The sequence below is a fragment of the Phytoactinopolyspora mesophila genome (assembly GCF_010122465.1).
Classification (GTDB): Bacteria; Actinomycetota; Actinomycetes; order Jiangellales; family Jiangellaceae; genus Phytoactinopolyspora; species Phytoactinopolyspora mesophila.
Genome location: NZ_WLZY01000011.1, coordinates 141,610 through 157,089, shown reverse-complemented (window position 1 = coordinate 157,089; position 15,480 = coordinate 141,610). Strand labels below are relative to the sequence as shown.

17 protein-coding genes are annotated in these 15,480 nt (G+C 66.1%); 7 read left to right on the top strand and 10 right to left on the bottom strand.

Features of this window, described 5'->3' with window-relative positions; genetic code table 11:
* Positions 1-7: 7 nt before the first annotated feature.
* Positions 8-397 carry a cupin domain-containing protein gene (locus F7O44_RS25345; protein WP_162453099.1) on the bottom strand — a complete coding sequence of 130 codons (390 nt, stop codon included), beginning with the start codon at positions 395-397 and terminating at the stop codon, positions 8-10.
* A gap of 74 nt (positions 398-471) precedes the next feature.
* Here F7O44_RS25345 and F7O44_RS25340 point away from each other — a divergent pair, with 74 nt between their 5' ends.
* Positions 472-3,969, top strand: a complete 3,498-nt coding sequence (locus F7O44_RS25340; RefSeq protein ID WP_162453098.1) for a BTAD domain-containing putative transcriptional regulator — start codon at positions 472-474, stop codon at positions 3,967-3,969.
* 231 nt (positions 3,970-4,200) lie between these two features.
* On the top strand, positions 4,201-4,890 hold the full coding sequence (locus tag F7O44_RS25335; protein WP_162453097.1) for a GPP34 family phosphoprotein: 690 nt from the start codon (positions 4,201-4,203) through the stop codon (positions 4,888-4,890).
* 50 nt (positions 4,891-4,940) lie between these two features.
* On the opposite strand, the gene F7O44_RS25330 is transcribed toward F7O44_RS25335, so the two are convergent.
* Entirely contained in the window at positions 4,941-6,461 is a 1,521-nt protein-coding gene (locus F7O44_RS25330; RefSeq protein WP_162453096.1) for a carboxylesterase/lipase family protein, read from the bottom strand.
* 109 nt (positions 6,462-6,570) lie between these two features.
* Here F7O44_RS25330 and F7O44_RS25325 point away from each other — a divergent pair, with 109 nt between their 5' ends.
* Positions 6,571-7,500 (top strand): cupin domain-containing protein, encoded by a 930-nt coding sequence (locus tag F7O44_RS25325; RefSeq protein ID WP_162453095.1) that lies wholly within the window; start codon positions 6,571-6,573, stop codon positions 7,498-7,500.
* Positions 7,501-7,563: 63 nt separating this feature from the next.
* Here F7O44_RS25325 and F7O44_RS25320 read toward each other — a convergent pair whose 3' ends face one another.
* Positions 7,564-8,304, bottom strand: a complete 741-nt coding sequence (locus tag F7O44_RS25320; protein ID WP_162453094.1) for an Rnase Y domain-containing protein — start codon at positions 8,302-8,304, stop codon at positions 7,564-7,566.
* Between the two features lie 218 nt (positions 8,305-8,522).
* Positions 8,523-8,801 (bottom strand): hypothetical protein, encoded by a 279-nt coding sequence (locus tag F7O44_RS32105; RefSeq protein ID WP_343073921.1) that lies wholly within the window; start codon positions 8,799-8,801, stop codon positions 8,523-8,525.
* On the opposite strand from F7O44_RS32105, the gene F7O44_RS25315 reads away from it, so the two are divergent.
* Positions 8,685-10,013: an ATP-binding protein gene (locus F7O44_RS25315; protein ID WP_343073920.1), complete on the top strand. Its 1,329-nt coding sequence runs from the start codon at positions 8,685-8,687 to the stop codon at positions 10,011-10,013. The two genes, F7O44_RS32105 and F7O44_RS25315, sit on opposite strands and share 117 nt — an antisense overlap.
* 23 nt (positions 10,014-10,036) lie before the next feature.
* Here F7O44_RS25315 and F7O44_RS25310 read toward each other — a convergent pair whose 3' ends face one another.
* Together F7O44_RS25310 and F7O44_RS29490 are read right to left on the bottom strand one after the other, a co-directional pair.
* Positions 10,037-10,663 carry a DinB family protein gene (locus F7O44_RS25310; protein ID WP_162453092.1) on the bottom strand — a complete coding sequence of 209 codons (627 nt, stop codon included), beginning with the start codon at positions 10,661-10,663 and terminating at the stop codon, positions 10,037-10,039.
* Positions 10,664-10,766: 103 nt separating this feature from the next.
* The gene (locus F7O44_RS29490) at positions 10,767-10,919 is read right to left on the bottom strand and encodes a hypothetical protein (RefSeq protein ID WP_187361622.1); all 153 of its coding nucleotides are present in this window, start codon (positions 10,917-10,919) and stop codon (positions 10,767-10,769) included.
* 320 nt (positions 10,920-11,239) lie between these two features.
* On the opposite strand from F7O44_RS29490, the gene F7O44_RS25300 reads away from it, so the two are divergent.
* On the top strand, positions 11,240-11,995 hold the full coding sequence (locus F7O44_RS25300; RefSeq protein WP_162453091.1) for an AAA family ATPase: 756 nt from the start codon (positions 11,240-11,242) through the stop codon (positions 11,993-11,995).
* 185 nt (positions 11,996-12,180) lie between these two features.
* Here the strand turns inward: F7O44_RS25300 and F7O44_RS25295 are convergent, their stop codons facing one another.
* On the bottom strand, positions 12,181-12,435 hold the full coding sequence (locus F7O44_RS25295) for a sensor histidine kinase (RefSeq protein WP_222851686.1): 255 nt from the start codon (positions 12,433-12,435) through the stop codon (positions 12,181-12,183).
* A gap of 210 nt (positions 12,436-12,645) precedes the next feature.
* Positions 12,646-12,837, bottom strand: coding sequence for a hypothetical protein (locus F7O44_RS25290; RefSeq protein ID WP_162453090.1), 192 nt, complete (start codon positions 12,835-12,837; stop codon positions 12,646-12,648).
* Between the two features lie 140 nt (positions 12,838-12,977).
* On the opposite strand from F7O44_RS25290, the gene F7O44_RS25285 reads away from it, so the two are divergent.
* A complete protein-coding gene (locus tag F7O44_RS25285) occupies positions 12,978-13,346 on the top strand; it encodes an ArsR/SmtB family transcription factor (protein ID WP_162453089.1) in 369 nt (122 codons plus the stop codon).
* A gap of 147 nt (positions 13,347-13,493) precedes the next feature.
* Here F7O44_RS25285 and F7O44_RS25280 read toward each other — a convergent pair whose 3' ends face one another.
* Positions 13,494-13,898, bottom strand: coding sequence for a hypothetical protein (locus F7O44_RS25280; protein WP_162453088.1), 405 nt, complete (start codon positions 13,896-13,898; stop codon positions 13,494-13,496).
* Positions 13,895-14,515 (bottom strand): nucleotidyltransferase family protein, encoded by a 621-nt coding sequence (locus F7O44_RS25275; protein ID WP_162453087.1) that lies wholly within the window; start codon positions 14,513-14,515, stop codon positions 13,895-13,897. Before F7O44_RS25275 ends, F7O44_RS25280 begins: the two co-directional genes overlap by 4 nt.
* A gap of 120 nt (positions 14,516-14,635) precedes the next feature.
* Here F7O44_RS25275 and F7O44_RS25270 point away from each other — a divergent pair, with 120 nt between their 5' ends.
* Positions 14,636-15,451, top strand: a complete 816-nt coding sequence (locus tag F7O44_RS25270; protein WP_222851685.1) for an aminoglycoside 3'-phosphotransferase — start codon at positions 14,636-14,638, stop codon at positions 15,449-15,451.
* Positions 15,452-15,480: the final 29 nt, after the last annotated feature.

Below are 15,480 nucleotides of genomic sequence, written 5' to 3'. Positions count from 1 at the left end.
TCCCGCTCTACCCGTCGGCCGAGCCGTTGCCGGCTTTCCCGGCCGCCTCGGCCATCAGCTTCTCCATGTGCTCGATCTGAGCCAGCGGGGTGACCATGACAACGACCACACCCCTGTCGGTGAAGGCGGTGTGCCCGGCAGGCCAGTAGAAGCACTCGCCAGCCCGAGTGGTCTCTTGGGATCCGTCCGTGTAGCGCAGCGTGATGTCGCCATCAAGAACGACGCCGTAATGGTCTCCCGAGCACAGCCCATCCGGCAGAACCGCAAAGCCCGGGGCCAGGTCAAATCCCGGAGACAGCGTCATGCGCGCGACAGCCATGTCTCCCCACCGGCCGGCGCGGAGCTCGAAGCCGTCGCCCTCGTACTCGACTCTCAATTCATCCAGTGCGGCCTTCATATCGATCCGCCCCCTTCGTCCAGGTTTGCTAGCCTTCTGCCACCACCAATTTCCCTCGAGGGCGTGGAAAAGCTGTGGAACCGGCGTGGCAGCCGGGCATCAGCACCGGCGCAGTACCTCCCGCCGCAGAACAGACCGCGGCGCCGCAGTTCCGCGTCCTCGGTCCACTCGAGATCAGAGTCAGCGACGCGACCCTAGACCTTCGAGGTGAGCGACCACGCCGTCTACTCGCCAAGCTCCTCCTCACTCCAGGCCAGGTCGTCTCCGTCGGCAGCCTCATCGATGCGGTGTGGGACGAGTACCCGCCCGCCAGCGCCGAGGTAACGCTGCGCAGTCACGTCGCCAGTCTTCGCCGGACGATTCGGGCCAGCGGTGTCGAAGCCTCGATCGTTAACCGTCCGCCCGGCTACGTCCTCCAGACCGGCCCCGAACCGATTGACGCACACCACTTTGAGCGGGGAGTCACCGCCGGTAAGGCTGCACTCGAACGGGGCGAGGCCGAAGCAGCGGCAAACATACTCAGGGTGGCGCTGGGGCTGTGGCGGGGTCCGCTTCTCCAGGATCTCGGTGCCCTTCGTTTCGCCGAGGCGGAGGCCGCCCGCCTCCAGGAGCTGTGGCTAAGCGCGGTCGAGGCACGTGTCGACGCCGACCTGGCGTTGGGGCGGCACCGAGACGTCGTCGGCGAACTCGAGACACTCGTCGACGCCTACCCGTTCCGTGAGCAGCTCTCCAGCCAGCTCATGCTCGCGCTCTACCGTTCAGACCGGCAGACCGAAGCCCTAGCGGTCTATCGCCAGGTCCGCCAACGCCTCATCGACGAGCTCGGCCTGGAGCCCGCGTCAAGCTTGGCAGAGCTAGAGGCTGCGATCCTCCGCCATGACCCCGCCCTGCTCACGAGCCGGCCGTACACGCCCATCACGTTGCTCGACGTGGCACGGCGCCAGCCGATGATCGGACGCACCGACGAGATGGCTCAACTGCGGGCACTCTGGCGTGCCACCCGCGCTAACGCGAGCCAGCTCGTTCTGCTGTCAGGGGAAGCGGGCGTCGGCAAGACCCGCCTTGCTGCCGAAATGGCCGCGGAGGCTGCCTCGGACGGGGCGATCGTGCTCCTGGGCCACTGCGACCAAGCGGCACCGATCCCGTACGCGCCGCTCACCGACGCCTTCCACGCCAACACCGAGGTTGGCGACGCGTTAGCGCAAGCACCAGCACGCCTCCAGCGCGTGCTCGCTGGGCTCGTGCGACGGCCCGTGGAGTCCCACGACGGCGGCGAGCAAGACCCGGATGAACAGCACGAGGGGCAGGCCGCCATCTTCGCCGCCGTGGCTGACCTGCTGAGGTCAGTGACCACACGAGCACCAACGCTGTTCGTCATCGAGGACGGCGAGGCTCTCGACGGCTCCAGTGCCCGGCTGCTGCGTCACCTAGTCCGCCATCTCCCGGCACGCCTCCTGCTGCTGCTTTGCTTCCGCGACCCGCCCGGCAGCCGTCACGCCCCGCTTCGTGAGCTGCTGGCCGATACGGAACGCACCGGTGTCGCGACGCGTGCCATGCTCAGCCCGCTCACCGAACGGGAGCTCGCTGCGGTCGTCGGCACCTGGACGGGCACGTCTCCGTCCCCAGACGTCGTCCATGCGTTGTGGTCGTCCACCGGGGGCAACCCGTTCTATGCCCGCGCAGTCGTCGACGACGTCATGGCCAAAGGCGACATCGACGACGCGACCGAGTTCGTCTGGCACGTGCCGACGAGTGTGCGAGACGTGCTCCGAGATCGGCTAGGCAGGCTCTCACCCGTCGCGCAGGATGTCGTCGCCAGTGCCGCAGTGCTCGGAGGGGAGGTGGAGGTTGGCCTGCTCGCGGCGGTGGCAAATCGATCCGGATCTGAGTTCGACGCCGCACTGCAGGAGACCGCCGGAGCTGGCTGGCTCGTGGAAAGCGTCCGGGCCTGGGACGTCGGCTACGCGTTCCGGCATGCACTGATGCGCGAAGCCATCCACGTCGATCTTCCGGCCCCCTACCGACAGCGCCTGCACCTTCGAGCCGCCCAGGCCCTCGAACGGGCTGGGTTCAGGCGACCGGCTGACGTCGCTGCCGCAGCGGTCCATCTGCGCTCGGCCGGATCACTCGGCGACCGCGAGCGCGCCGCCGCCCTGAGTCTCCAGGCGGCGGATGCTACCGCGCGGCTGTACGCGTGGGACGAGGCGGTCGCCCATGCCGAAGCCGCGGTGTCCATTCTCGACGGCATTGACGCGCCGCCTGCGGTACGGGCCGACGCCGCTCAGCGCGCGGCGGAGTTGCTCACAACGTCGACGATCGACCTATCCCGCGCCGTCCGCTATTTCGAGTCGGCGCTCTCGCTTTACCAGGAGGTTGGCGACCAGGCAGCGGTGGCGGCGATCCGGAGCCGGTTGGGGTACGTCCTGTCGCTCCATCACAGCGTCATGGATGTTCCCACGGCTCTTGAGAACTTCGCTGCTGCCGCGGACGTCGTCACCAACGGGGAGGCCGCCTTCGACGTACAGTACGGGACCGCGCTGGCATCCCTATTCGGCCTTCAGACCCAATCTGGCCTCGTGGCCTCGGCGCGGGCGATGGAGATCGCGCGGAACTTGGAACGGCGTGACCTCGCCGCCCGGGTCCGCGCCACTGAGGCCTGCCACGTGTTCAGCGCCGGCGGGATCGCCCACGCGTACACGCTCATCGACGAGGCCTGGGAAGTGATCCGTGACGTCGGCGACCCCTGGCTAGCATGGGACGTCGCCACTGCGGGCGCGATGCTCGCCAGTATCTTCCTCCTCGATCCTGAATCCAGCCGCACCTGGTGTCACCGGGCCTTCTCCCAGCCGCGGTTCGACAGCCTGGTGCTTCCGCGGCAAGGGATGACCGATCAACTCGTCTACGCCCTGGCAATCCAGGGTGATCTGGAGGCGGCACGGCAGCGGGCAGCAGTCTTGCCGGGGGACGCGGTGAGCCGGCGCCACCTGCTGCTGATTGACGGTGACTGGGAGGCTGCGGAGCAGTCATGGTCGGCGGCGCTTGATCACGACCTTAGCCACGGTGACATGCTCAACGCAGTCTTCAACGCCTACTGGGCGGGGCAGGCGCGATGGCTACTTGGCCACCCTTCCGCCGTGGACGCGCTGAGCCAGGCGCTCGAGCTGTGCGTCCCGGGCCCATACCTACCGGCCGAACTCATGGTTCGTGGCGAGATGACGCGCTATGTCGCCGCACGCGGAGACGTCGACGACGCCCTTACGCACCTGGCGCGGTGCGACGAGATCTGCGCCGCAGGCGAGGACTGGCGCGGCCGCGCCGGACATGTCGAGTTGGCCCGCGGCGCCGTGGCGGCTGCGCAAGGTGAACACGATCGCGCCGACGCTGCTTATCGCGAAGCACTCGATGTCTTCAGCACCTTCGAGCTTCCGTGGTGGCGGGCCGAGACGCTGCTCGGATGGGCACGATGCCTAGACGGAGCTGACCGGCCCGCCGACGCCTACGCCAAACGGCGTGCTGCCCGCGCGATCTACGACCAGCTCAGCGCCCACAACCGGTGGCATCACCGACAGTGAACCCGCTTCTGGCAATGTGCCACTACTGGAACATGCCACTTCGGCTGCCTGATCGGCCCAGGCTACACGTGCCGACTTACGCGAAAGTCATGTTCTCCGCTGTCAGCGGAACTTACCAATTTCTAGAACATCCGAAGACCTTAATGAAGCTGACCAGCAACGCGTCGACGTTCTCGGGCTTAAGCCCAGCCAGCTGGTTAGCATCGACAGAGACACGCGATGGGAGCAAAAGTGAACGACGCACGACTCACGCTGCCCGATGAGCTGTTGCTCCTGGGCTGGGACGACGAGCGGGGGCGCAACAAATCCCACTACAACCTGCCCGTGTTGCTCGGGGCGGCCAGCATCGTGGAACTGGTCATTCGTGAGGCCGTCACGGTCGAAGGTCAGCACCTGCAAGCCACGCAGACCAGGCTGGATCACCGCGCCCTCGACCGCGTGCTCAGCGAGATCCGGGACTCCAAGCGGCGCACCATCAAGACCTGGATCCAGCGTCTCGGCCAGCATCGCTGGCTGCGCACGGCCGTCCTCGAGGAGCTGGTCGAGCAGTCGATCGTGCGCGACGAGTCGAGTCGCGTCCTCGGGGTGTTCCCGTGGTCACGTCATCCCGTCGCCGACGACGCACGCGTCACGGCCCTGCGTACACACGTCGCCGACGTCCTCACCCGGCCAGAACCCATCGACGACGTCAGGGACGCGGCCATCGGCGGCCTGGTGCATTCGACGGGTGGGTCGCTGATTCGCCGGCTGGTGCCCAGAGAACATCGTGGGGTAGCGCGCAAGCGCGCCAAAGAGCTGTCCAAGGGTGAAGCGGTCAACGCCGAGGTCGCCAAGGCGATCCGCCATACGAACGACGCCGTCATGATCGCGATGGCAGCCGCGGCCGGTGCAACCGCCGCAACCACTGTGGGCGGATCCTGAGTGGGCCAATAACCCCATCGCGCCCACCTGGGCCGCTCCATTGGACACCGCTAGCCGGAGCGCAAGCCATCCCAGAGCGGACGGATGGGGTGCGGGTCGTCCACGAGGCCAGACACGTCGGCGAAGCGGATCACGGTTCTGCGTGCCGGACGGTATGACGGCCAGCCTGGATCTCCCGTGGCGGCGAAGGACACCCACGCCTCGTGCATGGTGTCCGCGAGAGGCTGTGGCGGCTCGGCCCCCGTCAGCAACTGCATCCTCTCGTCGTCGAGCACGTCGAAGACGAACGGGACTTCCAGGAAATGGCACGCGCCGAGCAACCCGTCGAACTGCGGGGAGCGCCACGTGAACTCGTACATGTACGTCGGCGCGACCCCGCCGCGGGCTTCGGCCAGCCGGATCGCGGGGATGCGGTAGTACCAATCGCCTTGCAGGATGCTCAGCAGGTCGCCCGGCCCGGCGCCAGGATAAGCCTCGCGATAGCCACCCAATGCCCGGTCGATAGGCAGTCCGTAGGCGGCCATCGCCGCGGCCAACTGCTCGTCGGTGATCTGGTCAAGCAACCCGAACGGCACCAATGACAGCCGCCCTTCTTCGGCATTCTGGCCGATCAGCACGTCAACCTCTGCGCTGGCTCCGGCCTTGATCGTCTCGATCGGGCGGTCAGGCAAGACAACTCCGTCGACGACGGGCTGCCACAGATTCACCCGCGCGCCCGGCTCACCGCCCCACCGGGTCGCATCAGGGTGTGCGGCCAGCTCGGCCGCCACCTGTGGTTGAGCGTCGAGCAGCCGCTTCACCGGCACGTCCGCGATCGCCCGACGCTCCGGCGCCACCCCCAACGCCGTGGCCAGACGATGGCTGACGTCCTGCGCCGTGTCAGAGGTGAAGACCATGTTCCCGGCCCCACTCTGCATGATGGCGCGCTGGAAGAGCCCACGTGCGGCAGGCATGCCCAGCAACGTGCCGACGAGCATCGCACCTGCCGACTCCCCGAAGATGGTGACGTTGCCGGGATCGCCCCCGAAGGCGGCGATGTTTTCTTGCACCCAGATCAGCGCGGCCACGGGATCGAGTAGGCCCATGTTGGTCACGCCGTCGCCCAGGTCGAGGAAGCCGTCGGCGCCGCGCCGGGTGTTGATGGTCACGCAGACGACCCCGTCCCGGGCGAACCGGCTCCCGTCGTACAACCCGCTCGCTCCGCCGTCGAAGCCGCCACCAGGGATCCAGACCATGACCGGTTGTCCCGCTCGCCCCAGATCTGCCGACCAGATGTTCAGATTCAGACAGTCCTCGCCCGGGACGAGCGGGTAGAAGACGTCGTGCGGAGGCGGTATCGCGGACTGAGGTGGCGTCGCACCGAAATCGACAGCTTCGCGGATCCCGTTCCACGGCTCCACCGGTTGCGGCGGCCGGAATCTATTCGCTCCGAACGGCGGCGCCGCGTAGGGCAGACCCAGGAATGCGTGCACACCGGCGGTGGCGCGCCCGCGCACCAGTCCATACCGAGTCTTGACCACGGCGCCGGTACCGTCCGCCGTCCCGTCGGCTCTCGTCGAGCTTTGCCTCATGCCAAGTGATTCAACACGGCGGCTGCGGCAGCCGAACATGGGCGAGCGGACGGCAGGCATGTCCGATCGGACGGGCCGAACCAGCCCAGCGGGCTGGACAATAGCTGCCGTGGACCCTCTCGACCTTATGTTGCGCCAACTGCGGGCGCACGGCACTGTCGCCGGGCTTTCGGCGCTGTCTGCACCGTGGACGCTGCGGGTGGCCGGCGAAGCCGCGATCACGTTGATCGCACCGGCACACGAACAGATATGGATCCAGCATTCCGACTCCGCCGGCCCGGTCCCCGTCGAGCCTCGGCAGGTGGCTCTCGTCCGCGGCCCGGAGCCGTTCTTCTGCACCGACCAGCCTCGCCCGGACGGGCACGACGGGCGTACCGGACGCGTCACCCCGGTGCACGAGATCGGTCCCGGTCAGGGGCAGCCTTGGCCGCTGCCCGAGCTGAGTGAATCCACGCCGTCCGCCCTGCTCGGGGTCGGCTTCTACCGGCCCTCCGGAGCGCCCTCCACGCGCCTGCTGGCGGCCCTGCCACCGGTGGCCGTCGTCACCGAGAGCCCCCACCTTCCTCCTATGCGGAGCTATCTTGAGACAGAGTTCGCGAAAGGTATGGCTCGGCCTGGCATCCAGACCGAGCTAGACCGGTTGCTTGACTGGCTGCTGGTGCGTCTGCTGCGCGATTGGTTTGATCAGCCAGGGACGCAACCCCCGGGTTGGTACCTCGCGCTGAGCGACGGCATCGCCGGGGCCGCGCTACGCTTCATCCACACTCAACCCGACCGGTCATGGACGCTGGCGTCCCTGGCCGCCGCGGCGAACACTTCGCGTACGACACTGGTGACCCGTTTGCGTGACTTGCTCGGCGAATCACCGCTGGCCTACCTCACGCAATGGCGCATGGAACTCGCCGCCGACCTGCTGTCCGACCCCGGCTCAACTGTCGCCGCCGTCGCCCGTCAGGTGGGCTACGCGGACGAGTTCAGCTTCAGCACCGCCTTCAAGCGCGTGCGCGGGGTAAGCCCCAGCGCCTTACGCACCGGGTAGGGGAACGTTCGGAGAGTCCGACGTCTGTTCCAGCCGGCGACGCCTGCTCGGTCGGAACGCGGACTATTCGAGGCGGGTCCACTCCCCGCAGCCCTTGGTCTCGAACGCGACGTCGGATGCGGCGATCGTCACCACCGTCGGCCCGGATGGGAGGTCGTTGGCGATGATGTCCCCGAGCTCCCCGCCGGTGCCGGACAACCTCGCCCAGTAGCACATGTCGCCGCCACCTCCTCGGTATTGACCAGGCGCGATGTCCTCGCCCACGAGAAAGAGCCCGCTGCCGGGAATGGTGTTGTCCTGGATCTCGACTTCCGTCGCCGTGATGTCTTCCTCACGCTCATCGAGAGCTGCCACACGGTCGTCGAGTTCACTCGCCCGCGCCTCGAGTTCACCGGCCTCGGTCTCGAGGTCGTCAGCCCGGTCATCTAGCTCCGCGGAACGCTCGTCGAGCGACGTTTCGCGTTCGTCGAGTTCGGTCGCGCGGTCCCTGAGCGCCTCGACCTCGTCCCGGAACTCCTCGAGCTCTGATACGGCCTTGTCGATCTCCTCGGATCGCTCATCCAACGCCGATTCGCGGTCATCGAAGGCGGCCTGTGCTGCAGCGTATTCGTCGGTGCCGGTGTAGTCCGGCTCCGTGGAAACACCGATTCCATAGCCGGCGCCGACACCCGCCACAGCAGCCACGGCAGCGGCTACTGGCCAAATCCACCGTCGTCTCGCCGGCGTGGTCTCATCCACGTGTGGCGGTGGTGGCGGCGGAGGCGCTGGCGGCAAGGTGCTGCGGTGCTCCCCTTCTTCTGTCATGATTCCCCCTCGTCAGCCCAGGACTTCTTTGCACCGAACGTGTGCTTGACGAGGGTAGGAGCGACGTCGGACAGAACGTAGAGCCGAAGGTCATCTATTGGTGGCTGGCCAGCGTCCCCCGAGGATAAGGCGTCGGGCCTGCCGATCACTACGGCATCTATGACCAGGCCGGTGCACTGTTGGCTGAGCTCGCGGTGACGGAGCCGCCGCCTTCCGGCTCACGGAGAGGCTTTGCCATCGTCGCCTGAGCAGAAACCAACGAATGCGTAACCGACAATCGTGAAACTGACAGATCTGTCGGTTTCAAGGTTGTCGGTGACATAGCTGTTGGTTAGGATCTTGTCATGGGCTTCGTCAACCGAACCATAGAGCTTGCCGAGCTGGAACGGTGGTGGGCGCGCCCCAACGGTCGGCCGGCGATGGTGTGGGGCCGACGACGCGTAGGCAAGACCGCACTCCTCCAACGGTTTGCAGCCGATCGGCGCACGATCTTTCACCTTGGGAGCGGGCGAACAGAGCCAGGCGAGTTGGCACAACTCTCACGCAAGGCTGCCGACTCGCTTCCTGGAGGCTTCCGCGACCTGTCCAGTCGGCCGTATCAGAGCTGGGACGAGGCGTTCGAGCACCTCGCGCAGGCCGCGCGAGACGAACCGTTGCTGCTGGTGCTTGATGAGTTCCCCGAGATGATGACGAAGTCACCTGAGCTTCCTGGGATACTCCGCGCGTTCCTCGATCTGTCAGCCGGACATACACAGTTACGCATCCTTCTGTGTGGATCGGCAGTGCGCACCATGCGGTCGATCCAAGAGGAACGCGCACCACTGTACGGTCGGTTCGACCTCGCACTGCAGGTCCACCCATTTCAACCGCACGAGGCGGCGGAGATGCTCGTCGACCTCGATCCATCGAATCGTGCGCTGGTCTATGGGCTCCTTGGCGGAATGCCCCTTTACTTGTCCTGGTGGGATCAGAACCGATCGGTCGATGACAACCTCATCGAGCTCGCAACAAAGCCGACGTCGCCGCTTGTGCTCGAAGGTGACCTCGTTCTTGCTACCGAGAGCCGCCATGGCGAGCAGGTGGCCGATGTCCTCCGAGCTATCGCAGAAGGCCGAACCCGACACCATGAGATCGCTGATGCAATAGGCACGGACCCGAGCCGGACGCTACGAGATCTTCAGGAACTACGGCTGGTTGAGCGTATACAGCCGGTGACAGAGACCGGGCGGTCAAAACGCCGCATCTACCGCATCACGGATAACATGATCAAGTTCTATCTGGGTGTACTCGGACGGTACCGCGACGAAATCAACCGTGGGTTGGGCAAGACCGTCCTCGCGGCAATCCGGGGCAGTATCGATGATCACATGGGTGACTGCTGGGAAGATGCCTACCGCACCTACCTCCGCTTGCATGCAGCCGAAATCCACCCCGAAACTGTCGCGATCGGCCCATGGTGGCAGGCCGGGCACCAGGACGAGATCGACGCTGTCGCGTTAGCAGGCCGATCCCGCCGCCCAGTACTGGTGGGCGAGGCGAAGTGGGGCAAGGAGGTGAGCGGCGACCGGATCGCCGCACAACTTGCTGCCAAGGCAGGCAGACTCACAACGAACGTGTCGGAGCTAAAATTCAGCATCTGCGCGCGCGAGAAGGTCATCGACGCGCCACCCGGCACTTTGGTCAGTACGGCGGCCGACATCATGGCCTAGCGGGACCATCCCCGCAGTCCGGATCAGGTCTCAACAGCCGCGGAGGCGCGGTACAGATCGCGTAGCAGGGCGATCTCCGCTCCGTGGTGGAGCACCTCCTGGTTGACCCACCACACGATCTCGAGGAACGGTTCCTCGGCGTCGCCTCCATCCGGATAGGTGCTATGCCCGACGGCATCCAGAGCGTCGTCATCCACCGCCGTAAGGGCAGCTCGCCAGGAAACGATCGCCTCCTCCAAGGAAGTGATCGCAGACGCCGCATCCCCGCTGACGATCATCTCCGACTCGGTGAACGAGTGATCTCCGACCGTCCAGTCGGCGCGCCCGAGCAGCATCTCAGTCAGGTGGTGCATCCGCCAGGCGATCGTCGTGATGGGAGGCGGGTAAGGATGTGGCCGGCCTCCGTCCCGTCCCCACTCGCCGGCACCGACAAGCACCGTGGCGCCCGGCCCCGGCCCGTCTTCCTTCCGCCGCACCGACCAGCTGCCAGGAACTGGATCCCAGAGGTACTCGCCGTCCGTGAACGGAGGCACCGCGACATCGACGTCATCGCCGCTGTTCATCGTGGGCCCTCGTAGCCGGGCGAGGAGTCGCTGCGAGGCGTGATCGTACTGTGCGAGCAGCGGAACGAGACGCGGCGGAGTCATCATGGCCATAGCGTCGTCGGCGCCCCAGGTGGCGTCAACCGTTTACTTACCCGCGGCCTGGCGTTGATATTCGACGGAGTGTCAGCTTGAAGGTGACACCGCGACGCTACGCCACGACTTCAGTACCGAAGTCGATGCGCATGACCACCCGTCTCGGAGTCGGATGGTGGACCTGCGTGAATCCGGCCTCTTCGAACACCTGACGAGCGCCGACGTGTAGTGCGCCCCAGGTGATCTCTTTGCCGGGCTTGGTGATCATCGGATACGCCTCCAGTGCCCTGGCGCCGCGCTCGCGGGCGTAGTCGACCGTCGCGCGCGCCCGTAAGTAGGTGAGGCCGAGGCCGCGGTAGCCCTTGCGGACAATCCCGCATAATCCTTCATATCGAAGATCGCCTCGACGTCATCCCACGACGCCCCGTTGGTCGGGACGACACGGACGGCCGCCGCTCCCGCGGCCCCACTCGAGCGCAAAGAACAGCGCCTCCGCCCTGTCGAAGTCACGCCTCGTCGCCGTCCAGCGATTCCCCTGATCACTGTCATGTAGCCAAGGTCGCGTGGCGTTGCTGAGAGGATGTGCGCGTGTTGGTTCGTCGCGCGTTCGTCAGGGAAGAGAAGATCAGCGACGCCGAGCGGAAAGAATGGCCATTCACCGTTCCGTGCGTCGATGGGCTGATCGGGCGTGGACTGGAGTTCACCAGCCCGATCACCGTCCTGGTCGGCGAGAACGGCTCCGGGAAGTCCACCGTCGTCGAGGCCCTGGCCGAGGCCTTCGGACTCGACTCTCACGGCGGGCGCGCAGGGCGCAAGTACGGCAACAACCGCCCGAAGACACCACTGGGCGACGTACTCGAAATCGAGCTGACAGCCGCCGGCGCACGCATGAAGCGCGCCAGGCGGAGCAAGCAGAAGGGCTTCTTCCTCCGCGCCGAGACCGCGTTCGGGCTGATGTCGGTCGTCAGCGGAATGCCCGGCTACTGGGACGAGGACACGACAATACTCAGCCACGGCGAAGGCTTCCTCACCGTGTTCGACTCGATGTTCAGCTCCCCCGGGCTCTACATCATGGACGAACCAGAAGCACCGTTATCCTTCACGTCATGCCTCCGGCTGATCGGGCTGATGCACGAGCTCGCCGAGTCCGGTGCACAGATCATCTTCGCCACGCACTCACCACTTCTCGCGTCCACGCCCGGGGCCGACATCGTCGAGGTAGGCGAACACGGCATACGCCGCGTGGACTGGGAAGACCTCGACGTCGTCGACCACTGGAGGCGCTACCTCAACAACCCCCATGCATATCTGCGCCACGTTGTGGAACCACCAACTGACCAGTGAGTCCGTCCTGCTCGCTCGCCGGGATCGTCGGTCCAGCGGGAAGGCAGACAACGCGCCGGGGCCCACGCTGCCGCGTCGCGGAATGACCACAATTGTTCGGGAAGCCCAACCATTGTTGGCGTGCTAACGCTCGCGTGCTTGACTGTCGCAGCGGGAGCCAGCCACGTAACTTCCCCCGTCGCCCCTCACCGCGGCAGGGTAAGGCGGAACACGCTGCCGTCCCCGGTCGGGCCGGGCGAGACCACGGTGATGCCGCCGCCGTGTGCGACGCCGATCTGGTGGGCGATCGGCAACCCCAGACCAGCACCTTCGCCGTCGTCGGCGCCACGCCAGAAGCGCTGGAAGACGCGCTCCCTCTCGTCCTCGGGAATGCCTGGCCCGTGGTCGGTCACCATCACACTCACCGCCACCTCGGTGACCTCGACGTCGATCTCAACCACGCCAACCGGCCGCGGGGCTTGTCTCGATGGTGTCCGAGACCGGGCGCCAATAGTGGCTGTCGGGTGGTGGAGCCGTCAGCACCACCACCCGGGCGCAACACTCAGCAGCAGCCGGTGCCGCAGCACTCCGTGGTCAGCTCGTCGCAGCAGTCCATCGTCGCCACCTCCTCTCGTCGGCCGTTATCGGCAAGGCCAGACGACGGCACCAGCTCAGGCCGGCGAGCAGCAGATCGTGTCGCGGCTCGGCGTGGGCGCGGCCCAGGCGCTGCGCAGCCGTTCAGCCGCGCGTGCCAAGACACCAGTGCGGCGGGTGCCAGACGCCGCCAGCCGGTGCTCTGCCGCTTCGGCAGTCAGCTCTCGCCGGCGCTCCGCCGCCCAGACCTCAGATGTGAACGGGTGCATGCCGTCTCCTCCATGAGCTAGGTCAACCAGGGCTTCCCTGGCGCTTGTTTCGATGCCTATCTAATCATTGATTCGAAGAATTTCAAAGTAAAATTTCGACCGGCCTCGAAACAGACACTTGGCCAGGTATGATAGGAGCGATGAGCACCGCAACGATCGCCCCCGAAGCGTCGCCGGACACCCACGAGCTGCCCGTGATCGACACCTGCTGCGTGCCCGCGTCCACCGTCGGCGACGACGACGCCGTCTCACTGGCGCGGATGTTCAAGGCGCTGGCCGATCCCGCGCGGGTGAAGATCCTGTCGTTGCTGCTCAACGCCGACGAAGTCTGCGCGTGCGACATGGCCGAAGCAATCGGCAAGACCGCCGCCACCACCAGCCACCATCTGAAGCTGCTCAAAGAGGCCGGCTTGATCACCGGCGAGCGCCGCGGCACCTGGATCCATTACCGCGTCGTGCCGCAACGTCTCGCGGCCATCCGCGACGCCCTTACCCTGGGCCCCAGCTAGAGGTATTCGAGCACCCGTTCAGCATCGGCGCGTACCAACGCCGCAAGAGAGGCCCTGCTCGGTCCCTCCCGCATCGTCGGTCGAGGGTCCCTGAACCGGTCCCTGCGAAGCATCCCAAGCGACCGGTCAACACCTCACTAAACCTTCCTACGCACGTGGAACGATCACCTCTGCTGCATGTACTAGTCGACTCGCAGCCCTCATGGTGATCTTGAGCTTGTTCTCGGCCAGAAACGTCTCGCCATAGTGAGCCGGGTCTTTGACACTGAGAGCCACCTGGAGGTCCCTGGCCAGCGCCGCGCCCTCCGGCTGCACAGTCTTCAGCAGGCCAATCGCGCCCGAGTGATCTTGGCCGCGATGCCGTTTGCCGAGCCGCGCACAGCAGATCGAATCCGCCGCAGCAATCGCCGCCAGGACTGCATTTCCTGCCGCCACCCCTCGGGCCTCGACCTTCTCTTCTGTCCCAGCGACACTGGCGACATCGAGGTACATCCGGGCCGTCCGAACGCGATTCTGCGCCTCCGACTTGCCACAGATCGACTGCCGAGTCATTCCAGACTCCCAAGGACTTCATCGAGTTCCACACCCGCCAAGGGGACGGCGTCGCGACGCCACTCTTCGATTACCGCCTCACCTTGATCGACCGCTAGTTGAAGCTCCGGGCGGGAGATGTCGAACCATGCAACATGGTTTCCAGTTGCGGTGCGGATACGTTCAGCTGCCTCGTACAACTGAGTACGCCAGGTTGGATGATCTCCTTCCACGCCATCAGTGCGAACGAGCAAGATGTCCAGATCGCTCGACGTGTCACCGTCCCCCCTGGCGGCCGAGCCGAACAGCGAAGCATGCTCGGGCCGTAGCTCCCAACTCGTCAGCTCGGCCCTCAGGAGGTCGATCATTCGGCTATGGAGGCGAATCAACTCGACCAGCGGGCCGGTTGCGAGGTGACTCCAGTTGAGCCTGCACAATCGCGAGGCACCTTGAACCTCGTCGTACACAACACCTTGTTCAACGAGCGAGCCGATGATCCTCCCGACGTGCGTGTGCGACACACCCGCGAGTCGGGCGATGCTACGCATCGTGAACGCGGCGTCCGCTCCGCTGAGTACCCGCAGCACGCCGGCCGTCCCGGGCTGCAGGGCCAGCAGTTCCGGGCGGGACACATCCATATTCACTCCTCAGGAACCTAATAAGGTCCGAACGTAACACAATAAGTTCCATGTGGCACCTTTTAAGTTCCAATTAAACCATTCGCGAAGTGACGGCGGGGTCTGGGAAAATCAGTGCCCGTGAGCCGCCTCCCGTTCTCCGGGCGCCCAACCGAGCCCGTGACCGTCCCCGACGTCGTCAGATCCTTCGCCGCCGACGACGCCATCACCCCGGTCTGGCAGAACGAGCTCGGCGGCCTGACGTTCCGTCTTGACGACGGCCGGGGCGGCATCCGCTACATCAAATGGATCGCCGCGGGCACCCCGGAGATCGACCTCGCCGCCGAAGCCGAGCGCTTGGCCTGGGCCCAGCAGTGGGTCCGCGTCCCACACATCATCGAACAGGGCGCGGACACCGACGGCTCCTGGCTGGTCACCACCGGCGTCCCGGGCCGCTCGGCCGTCGACCCCCGATGGGTCGCCGACCCCAAGACCGCCGCGACCGCTATCGGCCAGGGTCTACGCCTACTTCACGACACGCTGCCCGTGCACCGCTGCCCGTTCGACTGGAGCGTCCAGCATCGTCTCGATGCCGCCAGGCAACGCCTGCACCCCGGTGCACGACTGTCCGACCGGCTTCAGCCGCATCGCCACCCGGGCGGCATCACCGACGCCGAGACCCGGATCGACCAACCACCACCCATCGACCGCCTCGTTGTCTGCCACGGCGACGCCTGCGCACCGAACACGTTGCTCCACGACGACGGCGCCTTCGCCGCCCACGTCGATCTCGGCGCACTCGGCGTCGCCGACCGGTGGGCAGATCTCGCCATCGCGGCGTGGAGCACGGAGTGGAACTACGGCCCGGGCTACGACACCGTCGTATACGAGGCCTACGGCATCGACCCGGACCCGGAGCGCATCGCCTACTACCGCCTGCTCTGGGACATGACCTGACCCAGCATCGCGGTTACGACGACGCAAGC